The organism is Dolichospermum sp. UHCC 0352, assembly GCF_009711925.1.
GTDB classification, from domain to species: Bacteria; Cyanobacteriota; Cyanobacteriia; order Cyanobacteriales; family Nostocaceae; genus Dolichospermum; species Dolichospermum lemmermannii.
Map to the genome: position 1 here is coordinate 1 of NZ_VIKY01000184.1, position 11,080 is coordinate 11,080.

Below are 11,080 nucleotides of genomic sequence, written 5' to 3' on the forward strand. Positions count from 1 at the left end.
GTACTGGTAGTTGCCTTGAGCGTCTAGGAGGATAATTGACTATCCTTTTTAAGCAAGTCTTAAAGAATCTGCGTGTCTTTAGACCGCAGAGTGTCAATAAAAAGCACTGCTTCCACTTATCTGTTTCATAGTCGGGGCAGTGCTAATGCTATGAGATTATTAGATTAGCGATTGAATTTAAGTTCCCACAGCACCAGAGTAAATTAAACCTCGCTGCATATCCAAAGTCAAAATCGCCCCATCCTTAATTACCTGTGTCGCTTCCTTGACACCCACAATCACAGGCACACCAAGACGTAAACCAATAACAGCGGCGTGACTTGTGAGACTTTCTTCCTCAGTAATAATCCCCCCGGCTTTGCGAATTGCTTCTACGTAATCAACACCAGTGCGGGATGCCACCAAAATATCACCAGGGTTGAAATTACTGGCATCCATAGCATTATGAACTACCCTAGCGCGGCCACTTACAGAACCTTGTCCTAGACCAATTCCCTGACCGAGTACGGCAGTGACTATTTCTACTTTAATCAAGTCCGTTGACCCAGAAACGCCTTGAAGTGTACCAGCAGTCATGACGACTAAATCACCTTCAGTTAAGAGGTTTTTTTCCTGGGCAACATTAATAGCCGCTTGGAATGTCTGACCCGTAGAAGGTAATTCCAGCACCAACAGCGGTCTTACTCCCCATACCATCTGTAACTGTCGTGCCACATTAACATGAGGTGTGATGGCTAAAATTGGGGTTTTGGGACGGAACTTAGAAACGTTGCGGGCTGTAGCCCCGGTTTGTGTCAAAGTCATAATTGCCGCCGCGCCCAAATTTTCCGCAATTTGACCAACGGCTTGGCTAATCGCATTGGGAATAGAACGCCTGTTATCTCGTGACAGACGGGAGTTGGTGTTCAGGGTTTCTTCTTGTTCAATCCGTTCAGCAATTCTGGCCATAGTAGCTACAGCTTCCACTGGAAAACTACCAACAGCGGTTTCATTGGAAAGCATGACCGCGTCTGTACCGTCTAAAATCGCGTTGGCGACATCAGATACTTCCGCACGGGTGGGACGGGGGTTGCTGACCATGCTATCGAGCATTTGGGTGGCGGTAATGATGGGAATACCCAAGCGGTTGGCTGTAGCAATGAGCCGCTTTTGCAGTACGGGTACATCTTCCGCCGGTAATTCTACCCCTAAGTCACCTCTAGCCACCATCACCCCATCACACAAAGATAGAACTGCTTCCATTTGTTCGATAGCTTCATGCTTTTCGATTTTGGCAACCACAGGCACATTTTTGCCAGTGCTGGAAATTAGTTCTTTAATTTCGATAATGTCCTGGGGATTGCGGACAAAGGAAAGGGCTACCCAGTCAACACCTTGGTCTAGACCAAACATCAGATCCTCGCGGTCTTTGTCGGTCATGGCTTTAATGGATAAGTAAACTCCCGGAAAGTTAACACCTTTGTTGTTGGAAAGTTTACCGGGAACTGTAACCCGACAATGTAAATCACCTTTTTCGCGGTTAATTTCCTCTACTACCATTTCGACTTTGCCATCATCGAGGAGGATATTTGAACCAACGGGAACTTCATCTGCTAAGTAATCGTAGGTAACGCAGCTTATTTGCTGTGTTCCTTCGATGAGGCGATTTGTTAACGTGAAGCGATCGCCTTTTGCTAGAATTATAGAGCCAGTTTCAAACCGCCCCAAGCGAATTTTTGGACCTTGTAAATCTTGCAGAATTGCTACTGGTCTATTTAGTTCAAAAGCGGTTTGCCGAATTAACCGAATACTACGCTGATGATCAGCATGAGTTCCATGGGAGAAGTTTAGCCGCAGGGTTGTTGCGCCCGCTTCAATAATCGCTTTTAGCATTTCTGGGCTGCTGGTAGCAGGTCCAATAGTAGCAACAATTTTAGTTCGGCGCTGAGAATCTCTTAATTTCGTCATGGGCTGGGTTCAAGATTTTTGGGATCTACCTGGGAATTAATCGTCATGTTGTCTCATACCATTTGAAATTTGAGATTTTGGATGATGAAATACTGACTGTATCAGCAAATCATTTTTCGGACTTGCTGAAACCAAGTATGAATTGAGGTGTAGAGACGTTCCATGGAACGTCTCTACAAGAGTTTTCACATCATTAAAAATCACGTTCATACCTCAAATCAGCAACACCCATTTTTCCATTAATCGCCATCATTTTACAAATTGGTATGAATTAAACGGACTCTCTTTTTGAGTAACTGCTATATCAATGTTATAAGCGGTTAGAGAGGTAATTATGGTATAGATTTGATATCGTACACTAATCTGATCGGCAACCTGCTTCTGGGAGAGTTTTTTGTCTACAGCGCTGGTTTAGCAAAGAATCATAGCCTGATTTATTGATTCTGCAGCCAGACTGTGAATAAATCTTGCTTTACATAACTTTACTCTTAACTAAGATTAATAGTATGATTCGTAAAGATTGATTATTAAAGGAGTTAGTAATGCTCACGTCGGAGGCACAAAAGCCACTGACAATCCCCCCAAAAGAACTTTTATCACCTCCTGGTGATTTTAACCCGACGTTACTACTGTTTTTAGTAGTGGTGATCATGTTGGTTTTATCCAACTTTGGGTATTGGTGTTGGGAATGGCCAGATTGGTTATGTTTTAGTATAAATACTCTGGCGTTACATTGTTCAGGAACGGTGATTCATGATGCTTGTCACCAGTCTGCCCATCGCAATCGCATTGTTAACGCTATTTTAGGGCATTGTAGTGCCTTAATCCTAGTTTTTGCTTTTCCAGTATTTACACGAGTACATTTACAGCATCATGGTAATGTAAATCACCCTAAAGATGACCCAGATCATTATGTTTCTACAGGTGGTCCCCTGTGGTTAATTGCGGTGAGATTTTTGTACCATGAGGTATTTTTCTTCCAAAGACGGTTATGGCGGAATTATGAACTACTAGAATGGTTTATTAGTCGCTTAATTGTCATTACTATTGTTTATATTTCTGTCCAATATCATTTTTTGGGCTATATTCTTAACTTTTGGTTTATTCCCGCTTTTGTGATTGGAATAACTTTGGGGTTCTTTTTTGATTATTTACCCCACCGTCCCTTTGTGGAGCGAAATCGCTGGAAAAATGCCCGCGTCTATCCTGGTAAGGTTCTCAATATCCTGATTTTGGGACAGAATTACCATTTAATTCATCATCTGTGGCCTTCGATTCCTTGGTATAATTACCAGCCAGCTTATTATTTGATGAAGCCGTTGTTGGATGAAAAGGGGAGTCCGCAAACTTCCGGGTTATTGCAGAAGAAGGACTTTTTTGAGTTTGTCTATGATGTTTTCATAGGTATTCATTTTCATCACCATTGATGTGTTTTTCTACATCTGAAGTTGTAAGTATTCATCTGTGATACTTGTTGATACCCAGATCCCCGACTTCTTTTATTTATTCTGTCCATAAATAATAAATTGATCACAGAAGTCGGGGATCTTATCACCTTACCTGAATTATTAAACTTTTATTGGGTATAAGCTATTATTCTTACACACTAAATCAACACAGAATGTGATGTTTCTGGTAATGTAACATTCATTGCAACTGAACCATCTTTGATAGCATCATAAAGTCCTGATGTAGTTGCCCATTCTAAACTATCTTTGGAGCTTTGAGAATTAACTAAATCTCTTAACCAATCATAAACTAATAACTCAAACTCTTGTGGAGACATTTCTTCTAGAGAAATTTGTCTTTTCTCTGCATAGTTTTTAATAGTATTCTTGGCATTAAATTGATAGTCTGCTGATTCGTGATCTCTATCAGGTGTTTCTTCTTTCCATAAATAGAAATTATCAGGAAAAGCAATGAGAAAGAAGGGAGTATTTCGTATGGCTGAGTGTGCTAGTAAATTACGTCTGATTTCAGTTGCACGCCGAAGTTGGGCAGATGTTGCGGATAGAGATATCTTCTTAACTTCTGCTATTAGCTGAATTTTTCCTTCTGCATCAAAAATAGTTATATCAGGGCGAGGACTTAACCTAGCACCTTTAACCTCCCATTCTCCCCTGCGTACCATTTCATCGAGACAGGAGCGACATACATTAACCTGTTTACGTCCTGGAGAATACCATACAGCCGTAATAGCTGCTGGTGAATCTTTGGCAACACACTTTTCTGTTTGAATCTCACAGATATCTTTTAGGATTACACCACTTGGCTCTACTCTTGTAATCATAGTTATTCTCTTGACTGGGATTGATTATCTAACCATTCGATTAGTCTATCTCTTGCATCTTCTATTAAGTCTTCTCTATCTTTTGAACCGAGCGCAATATGAAAAGAAGCATTCAAACTTGTTTCAGCTTCATCAATAAGTATATCAGGCATATCCAAAGGTCGCCTATATTCCCTATCAAAACGTTGCATATGTGATAATTCGTGAGCTAAACAGGCAAGGACAGACATTCGAGAATTTGCACTAGAGTTATTTCCAGGATAAGCATCTGCTCCTAAATCAACAACATTTCTATCTTCTACAAAACGCGTTCGAGAACTATTTATATTGGCTTCATCTGTAATTAGGATTCTATCCTCATCACCACATAAGACTTGCCAAGCCTCAATACAATATTCTATTTGTCTATCGGTTAACCCGTTACGATTTCTTTGCCCTAAGTAAAGTGACATATATGCTGAAACTCCTGCTAGATAAAGCAGCAGAAGCTTTAATTATCTTTTTAACACAATGTCGAATATAAATGATAACCAGCAAGGGATTAATATTTATCCGCCATCTGATTTATTTTATCAAATATCCGTCCCTAAACTCTGAGCATAAATCACCTCAATATTGCTACCAAAATCCAATTTATCTAAGGATTCTGTAACCAAGGATCGCCCGATTTTGTATTTAAGACAACAACAGTGAGTATAATGTATTAACTATTGGCTTAGTAACATACAGTAATTATACGTAATAATATGATTTAATCAACCCAAAAACCAGGTCAGAAAACCCAACCAGCATTGTTGGGTTATTTTACTTCAATGCTTGCCTATGCCGCATTACAAACTGTCGGTTTTGGAAGTGCATCACCCGCAGCTTCGTAAGCAATAATAAGAGAGTCTAAGGCTTCAATTCCATTGGTTACGGCTAACTCGTAAGTATCCCCATGAGTGCGCCATTTTTGTCCTGGAAAATCAGGGAATCCTACTAAGAAGCAATTATCTTCCTCAGACCACTGAATTATCATTTGGTACTTGAGTTTATTCATCTTCTTTCTTATCCACTATTGACTCAATTGCCTGTTTTACTTCCTTTTCTTGGTAGCGTTTAGCATCTGCTCCATCTTTGCCTGAAATCGTTACCTTTCCATAATATAGGGGATGTATCCAGTTAGTATGACTTCCTTTTCCTGGTAGTTCTGTAAAACCAGCCTGGACAAGCATTTGCTTAAGCTCTCTAATTTTTTTTGGCATCTTTTTTCAAAATTAGTCTTATATATGCCAATCTAGTCAGATATTGAAAGACAACCAAATTTTTCCAGTTAAATAGTTATTTTCAATATTTTACCTTGTCAATTGTCACTTCAAATATCCGTCCCTAAACTCTGCACGTAAATCACCTCAATATTGCTACCAAACTCCAATTTATCTAAGGATTCTGTGAAAAACACAAAACCCTTATACGCCGTCACATACTTATATATTTTCGTAAAATAACCTTCACTGGTGACAATGACAAGCGGCTCTTCACCTTTGGTGAGAATATTTAAAAAAGCGTCTAATTTCACACATACACCAGTACCCCGATGAGTGAAAATACTCCCACCAATAGCAGCAGGTTGAGCAGCCGCGTCACCACTGTAATAGCTCATGAATGCGCTAACTTTAATTATGTTATTGACCTGCTAATTTTAAACTTTCGTCTCCAATACGTGCTGTGAAGTTTGTAACGTTTGGGGTAAACTCCAATCTGGACGCAGTTTAGCTGCTTGACGTAAATAAATATGGTGAATGGGGGTAGATGTTGGTAAATTAGCGTGAATTAAAAAGCGAATGCAGCGCGGTAAACTGCCCTCAACGTGCATTTGTTGAACATCCAACATAGCTACACTATCCCACAAAGGACGACTGCGAGCGATCGCTGCTGGGAAAATAGCATCTAAATCTTTTGTTACTGAAAAAGTCACACTAATCATATCGTCTGGTTGGAGTTGATTTCTTTGCTCCAATTCATCTAATAATTCTGTCACTGAATCTCGAATTGCTTCGACGCTGTTTTCTGCAACGGTTGTTGCACCCCGAATTGCTCGCATTTGCCATTCCACTTCTAAAATCCTCCTTTTGTCAGTTGTCAGTTGTTAGTTGTCAGTTGTTAGTTGTCAGTAGGGGCGAAGCATTTGGAAGATAAATTATCGGTCATTGCCAAAAATAGTTCTCCAAATGCTTCGCCCGTACAGTTGTCAGTTGTCAGTTGTCAGTTGTTTACTACTTCTAATGACTAATGACTAATGACCAATGACAACTTTACTATGGACGATATAACCACATAGGTAAACCACTTGTAGAAACTTCAAATTCTAGCCAATTGATTCCCGCACCAATAACCGATTTAGCTTGACGACTTCCCGGTAAAACACGACTCAAAAATGGTTTCCGTTCTTCTAGCGTATAGCAAAGAGTTTTCTCCGGATCAAGTCCTACTAATTCTGCTGTCCACCGTCGTGCATCTTCTTCTGTTCCTAAGCGGTCGACAACGCCCAATGCTAAGGCTTGCTGTCCGGTAAAAATCCTGCCGTCAGCAAAGCTTTTTACCTTTTCTACAGTTAGTGAACGAGCTTCTGCTACCGTTTCCACAAATTGTTGATAGCTACAATCAATCAAGTCTTGCAGAATAGTTTCTTCTGGTTCTGTTAGTTGCCGATCAAAAGCTAATATATCTTTGTAGGGTCCTGACTTAATGACCTTAAAAGAAACGCCAATTTTTTCCAGCAGCACTTCTAGGTTATTTCCTCGCAAAATCACCCCAATACTGCCTGTAATCGTGCCTGGATTCGCCATGATATGTTCTGCCCCCATACCAATATAAACGCCACCAGAGGCAGAAATATTGCCAAAACTGGCGACAATTTTGGTTTTTTTAGCTAATCTCTTGAGGGCACTGTAGATTTCTTGGGAGTCTCCCACTGTACCCCCAGGACTATCAATGCGTAGTAATAAAGCGGGAAATTTACTTTCTTCTACGGTTTTCAAGGCTTCTAGGACGTGCTTACGGGTTGCACCAGCGATAGCACCGCTAACTTCAATCCGCGCAATTTGTTTCCGAAAGTTGGGCTTAAATGGCCAAATCATGGGCAATCAAATAACTTTTTAATCTTTGTGAATATCTTTAATATAGAACGCCTAGGGTGAAGCTAACGGGCTTTACCTTTAATCCGATTGGGAATTAGGGCTTGGGAAGGGGACAGGGAGTAACAATTTTTTATTTTGAATTGTTTTGTCCTCTCCTGGCTATGAATAAAAGTTAGCAGCTAGATCATTATTGAAAAGCTTTAGGAAATTTTTAGATTTGATGTGTAGTTTTATTTGGTATGTTTAAGGAGCAAAAGACAAGTATTGAAAAATATTTGCTTTTACAAATATAGACATCTAAAAATATTGTGTCGTACCACTGCACTACACAAGCATTTGGGAAAATAAGGACATTAAAAAACAGAATTTTCCAGCCCAAGGACAATAGCTTTTAGGAAAATTAGCTAAAATTTACGACTGGTTAAGATTACTTGTTTTTGATTGTGTAAATCATCAACACTCATTTGATGCATTATTAACTTTTAAGAGTCAGTGCGGAGAATTTGATAGCGGTAATAAACATAGATATCAAATAACGCCCCGACAAAGCCACAAGTCAGACCAATTGTCAAGAGACCGTTGAAGGAACTACCACTGCCGAAAGTGGCGAGAAAATACAGAATTTGGATAGAGACATCGGAAATTATCCCTTGTAGCCCAGGGACATAGCCAAAAAGGCATAAAACCACCAACAAACCCCCAATGAAGAACACAGGGACAAGAAAACTAAAAATGGTGGTGAGGACGAGAGAGCGAAAAAAGTTACTAAAAATAGTCATTTCGAGACCGGGATAGTGGGTAACTTGAGAGATAGCCGAAAATTTATCTGCCACTCTCTACAATACTGGCGATCGCTCCCAAACATTTATTTCGTCAAGAATCTTAAGTTTTCATTAAATTGTACTGGTAATAGTTACTCCAGGTGCATTTAGTGTTTGCGATGTTTCAAATCTGTAAAACCATGAAATAATCAGGGTTTGTATCTCAGTGTGCAGTTTACTAGAAGTAAAAACACTGTAAAAACTCGCTCAATTTTATGAGACTAGTCGTAAACTAAGTTAATAATTTGCATATTAGTAATGTTAATTCCATTCCCCACTACCAGTGACCAATGGCTAAATCCAGTTTAGAAACATGGAGTCAGCGATTGCTGGCCGCGATATTTTTAGGTGGACAAGTCTTATTTCACCTAATCCAAGGTAAAATTCACCGCCGGAACACCCTAGAACAATTGGCAATAGTTGGACCCGACTCCTTCTTTATTGCCCTATTAACAGCCATATTCGTGGGTGCAGTATTTACAATTCAGGTAGCAAGGGAGTTCATCAATTTTGGGGCAGGAAACCTCGTTGGTGGCGTGTTAGCAGTAGCATTGACGAGAGAACTTACCCCCGTATTAACAGCAGTAGTTTTAGCTGGAAGGGTAGGTTCGGCTTTTGCGGCAGAAATCGGCACAATGAAAGTCACAGAACAAATAGATGCTCTGTTAATGTTAAAAACAGATCCTATTGATTATCTAGTCATTCCCCGGCTTCTGGCTTGCTTCATCATGCTGCCGATTTTAACTTTGTTATCCTTAATTACAGGAATGTCTGGGGGAATGCTTATAGCCACTCATATTTACAACCTTTCAGATACAGTATTTCTAGACTCAGCGCGTGACTTTCTCGATATCTGGGATATTGGCAGTGCTATGATTAAAGCTGCTTGCTTTGGTGTATTAATCGCCATTATCGGCTGTAGTTGGGGCTTAACCACTACTGGAGGTGCTAAAGGTGTGGGACAATCAACAACAACTGCTGTTGTCACTGCCTTATTAGTTATATTCATTAGCAACTTCTTTCTGTCTTGGGTAATGTTTCAGGGTCCGGGTAGTGGATTAGTAAAATGATTTAGAGGCAAGATAGAGTCGTTAAGAATTACGAATTATGTAAGTAGGAGAAAAGATTTTGACCAGTTCATTGACACCTAACACCATATCAACAGTAGAACTAAAGCCAAGTTACAATATTCCTGTTGTCTTAGTCTTGGGCGCTATTCCCGTACTATTAGTACAACCTTGGTTGGGAGGAATATTGACGTTATTGGGTTTGTTTTTGATGTTGCAAGCTGTAACACTACGCTTTCAATTTACCGCTACCGATTTTGATCTTTATAGAGGAGAAAAGTTAATTAAGCGTTTTCCTTACCAAGAATGGCAAAATTGGCGAATATTCTGGAATCGAGTTCCCATTTTGTTCTATTTTAAAGAAGTGAACAGTATTCACTTTTTGCCAATTTTATTTGACCCCAAAACCTTAAAATCTTGTTTAGAAGAACGTTGTCCACGCATTGATTAGATTTTGTTGTTTCGCGCAGAGTCGCAAAGGAGCAAAGGCGCAAAGGGAAGAGTTTTGATAGTGCGGTGTCAGCCATAAATTAAAGTAAGAGAATTTCATAGCTGAATTCAGTAAGTCTGAAAATTTATATTGTTGTTTATGAACCCAGAAGAATCTCAAACTCCAGAAACCATAAATAAGTGGTTAGAAAAAATAGAAGTGCAACCTCCTACAGATGAAATACTAGAAAAACCATCTGCTGATTTAGAATTAGAAGCTGAAGCATCTGGTGAATTGGTAACGTCATTAACCACAGAAACAACAGCATTAGAATCGGCAGATTCACTATATACACAACCAGCGCAAAAAGTAATCCAGTTGCAGCATAGGTCAGCAGACTTAAAAGCAGAAATTACTCAATTGGAAATTACTTATGAAACCCTTCAGAAGCAAGTAAGTGTAACCCAAATCGCACTTTCGCAAGTTGTCCAAGAGTCATTATCGCAGTTAGAACAACGCAAACAAACTTTACAAATTTCTGTAGAACAACTCGAACGTCGTCAAGAACGCATTCGCAATGAAATGCGGACTACTTTTGCGGGGACTTCTCAAGATATAGCAATTCGGGTACAGGGTTTTAAGGACTATCTCACAGGCAGTTTACAGGATTTGGCATCAGCGGCGGAACAAATGCAACTGGTACAACCTGTCCGAGAACGGGAAAAACCACCACAGGGAGAAGCAAAACCTGTTAAAGAACAATTAGAAGCCCCACAACTTGGCCAACAGCAGTTTCAGGATACTACTAAAAAAATCCGCCGCTTGCTTGACCAATATCGTAACCAGCCAGATTATTATGGACCACCCTGGCAGTTACGCCGGACTTTTGAACCAATTCACGCCGAAAAACTATCAAATTGGTTATTTACCTTAGGTGGACGGGGTGCTTTGCGGACAATGGGTAGCCGCTTACAGAATATTTTAATTGCTTCGTCGGCAGTTTCTATATTACATCAACTATATGGGGACAGGGTGCGAACTCTGATTTTAGCAAATACTCCAGAACGTTTAGGCGAATGGCGACGCGGTTTACAAGATTGTTTAGGTATTGGTCGTCCTGATTTTGGCCCCGACAGAGGAGTGGTATTATTTGAAGCACCGACAGCTTTAGCCCAAAAAGCCGAGAGATTAGTTACAGCCAATCAAATGCCTTTTATTATCATTGATGATTCTGAGGAACAAATTAGTTTAGCTTTACTGCAATTCCCTCTCTGGTTAGCTTTTGCCCCTGACCCGAAAACTATGAAAGATCGGAATTTTGACGATGATTTTTAATTAGTCATTGGTGATTGGTGATTGGTGATTGGCAAAACAACTAACAACTGTACGGGCGAAGCATTTGGAGA

14 protein-coding genes are annotated in these 11,080 nt (G+C 40.0%); 5 read left to right on the forward strand and 9 right to left on the reverse strand.

All coding sequences use genetic code 11. The annotated features are described in order from the left end of the window. Positions 1-177: 177 nt before the first annotated feature. A complete protein-coding gene (pyk, locus tag FJR06_RS12705; RefSeq protein ID WP_015078885.1) occupies positions 178-1,947 on the reverse strand; it encodes a pyruvate kinase in 1,770 nt (589 codons plus the stop codon). 542 nt (positions 1,948-2,489) lie between these two features. On the opposite strand from pyk, the gene crtR reads away from it, so the two are divergent. Further along, a complete protein-coding gene (gene crtR, locus FJR06_RS12710) occupies positions 2,490-3,374 on the forward strand; it encodes a beta-carotene hydroxylase (RefSeq protein ID WP_015078884.1) in 885 nt (294 codons plus the stop codon). A gap of 179 nt (positions 3,375-3,553) precedes the next feature. On the opposite strand, the gene FJR06_RS23980 is transcribed toward crtR, so the two are convergent. The 6 genes from FJR06_RS23980 to aroH form a co-directional block, all read right to left on the reverse strand. Beyond that, positions 3,554-4,237, reverse strand: a complete 684-nt coding sequence (locus tag FJR06_RS23980) for a hypothetical protein (protein WP_015078883.1) — start codon at positions 4,235-4,237, stop codon at positions 3,554-3,556. A gap of 2 nt (positions 4,238-4,239) precedes the next feature. Next, positions 4,240-4,689 carry a hypothetical protein gene (locus FJR06_RS12720; protein WP_015078882.1) on the reverse strand — a complete coding sequence of 150 codons (450 nt, stop codon included), beginning with the start codon at positions 4,687-4,689 and terminating at the stop codon, positions 4,240-4,242. Positions 4,690-5,057: 368 nt separating this feature from the next. After that, positions 5,058-5,276, reverse strand: a complete 219-nt coding sequence (locus FJR06_RS12725) for a type II toxin-antitoxin system HicB family antitoxin (protein ID WP_015078881.1) — start codon at positions 5,274-5,276, stop codon at positions 5,058-5,060. Then, the gene (locus FJR06_RS12730; RefSeq protein WP_015078880.1) at positions 5,269-5,481 is read right to left on the reverse strand and encodes a type II toxin-antitoxin system HicA family toxin; all 213 of its coding nucleotides are present in this window, start codon (positions 5,479-5,481) and stop codon (positions 5,269-5,271) included. Before FJR06_RS12730 ends, FJR06_RS12725 begins: the two co-directional genes overlap by 8 nt. Before the next feature lie 110 nt (positions 5,482-5,591). Beyond that, positions 5,592-5,879: a hypothetical protein gene (locus tag FJR06_RS12735; protein ID WP_168651560.1), complete on the reverse strand. Its 288-nt coding sequence runs from the start codon at positions 5,877-5,879 to the stop codon at positions 5,592-5,594. Positions 5,880-5,918: 39 nt separating this feature from the next. Then, a complete protein-coding gene (gene aroH / locus FJR06_RS12740; protein ID WP_015078878.1) occupies positions 5,919-6,332 on the reverse strand; it encodes a chorismate mutase in 414 nt (137 codons plus the stop codon). 51 nt (positions 6,333-6,383) lie between these two features. Between aroH and FJR06_RS24710 the strand changes: the two genes are divergently transcribed. Further along, on the forward strand, positions 6,384-6,509 hold the full coding sequence (locus FJR06_RS24710; protein ID WP_256369500.1) for a hypothetical protein: 126 nt from the start codon (positions 6,384-6,386) through the stop codon (positions 6,507-6,509). A 25-nt stretch (positions 6,510-6,534) separates the two neighbouring features. Here the strand turns inward: FJR06_RS24710 and sppA are convergent, their stop codons facing one another. Both sppA and FJR06_RS12750 read right to left on the reverse strand, forming a co-directional pair. Then, the gene (gene sppA / locus FJR06_RS12745) at positions 6,535-7,356 is read right to left on the reverse strand and encodes a signal peptide peptidase SppA (RefSeq protein WP_015078877.1); all 822 of its coding nucleotides are present in this window, start codon (positions 7,354-7,356) and stop codon (positions 6,535-6,537) included. Positions 7,357-7,838: 482 nt separating this feature from the next. Next, positions 7,839-8,135 (reverse strand): hypothetical protein, encoded by a 297-nt coding sequence (locus tag FJR06_RS12750; RefSeq protein WP_168633352.1) that lies wholly within the window; start codon positions 8,133-8,135, stop codon positions 7,839-7,841. 332 nt (positions 8,136-8,467) lie between these two features. Here FJR06_RS12750 and FJR06_RS12755 point away from each other — a divergent pair, with 332 nt between their 5' ends. The 3 genes from FJR06_RS12755 to FJR06_RS12765 all read left to right on the forward strand — a co-directional run bounded on the left by FJR06_RS12755 (position 8,468) and on the right by FJR06_RS12765 (position 11,009). After that, on the forward strand, positions 8,468-9,247 hold the full coding sequence (locus FJR06_RS12755; protein WP_015078875.1) for an MlaE family lipid ABC transporter permease subunit: 780 nt from the start codon (positions 8,468-8,470) through the stop codon (positions 9,245-9,247). A 58-nt stretch (positions 9,248-9,305) separates the two neighbouring features. Next, a complete protein-coding gene (locus FJR06_RS12760) occupies positions 9,306-9,695 on the forward strand; it encodes a DUF3119 family protein (protein WP_015078874.1) in 390 nt (129 codons plus the stop codon). A gap of 138 nt (positions 9,696-9,833) precedes the next feature. Then, on the forward strand, positions 9,834-11,009 hold the full coding sequence (locus tag FJR06_RS12765) for a DUF3086 domain-containing protein (RefSeq protein WP_015078873.1): 1,176 nt from the start codon (positions 9,834-9,836) through the stop codon (positions 11,007-11,009). Positions 11,010-11,080 lie beyond the last annotated feature (71 nt).

Excerpts from the sequence above, each read along its gene's own strand:
- pyk (WP_015078885.1), bottom strand. The coding sequence starts at position 1,947 with ATGACGAAATTAAGAGATTCTCAGCGCCGAACTAAAATTGTTGCTACT.
- crtR (WP_015078884.1), top strand. The coding sequence starts at position 2,490 with ATGCTCACGTCGGAGGCACAAAAGCCACTGACAATCCCCCCAAAAGAA.
- FJR06_RS23980 (WP_015078883.1), bottom strand. The coding sequence starts at position 4,237 with ATGATTACAAGAGTAGAGCCAAGTGGTGTAATCCTAAAAGATATCTGT.
- FJR06_RS12720 (WP_015078882.1), bottom strand. The coding sequence starts at position 4,689 with ATGTCACTTTACTTAGGGCAAAGAAATCGTAACGGGTTAACCGATAGA.
- FJR06_RS12725 (WP_015078881.1), bottom strand. The coding sequence starts at position 5,276 with ATGAATAAACTCAAGTACCAAATGATAATTCAGTGGTCTGAGGAAGAT.
- FJR06_RS12730 (WP_015078880.1), bottom strand. The coding sequence starts at position 5,481 with ATGCCAAAAAAAATTAGAGAGCTTAAGCAAATGCTTGTCCAGGCTGGT.
- FJR06_RS12735 (WP_168651560.1), bottom strand. The coding sequence starts at position 5,879 with ATGAGCTATTACAGTGGTGACGCGGCTGCTCAACCTGCTGCTATTGGT.
- sppA (WP_015078877.1), bottom strand. The coding sequence starts at position 7,356 with ATGATTTGGCCATTTAAGCCCAACTTTCGGAAACAAATTGCGCGGATT.
- FJR06_RS12750 (WP_168633352.1), bottom strand. The coding sequence starts at position 8,135 with ATGACTATTTTTAGTAACTTTTTTCGCTCTCTCGTCCTCACCACCATT.
- FJR06_RS12755 (WP_015078875.1), top strand. The coding sequence starts at position 8,468 with ATGGCTAAATCCAGTTTAGAAACATGGAGTCAGCGATTGCTGGCCGCG.
- FJR06_RS12765 (WP_015078873.1), top strand. The coding sequence starts at position 9,834 with ATGAACCCAGAAGAATCTCAAACTCCAGAAACCATAAATAAGTGGTTA.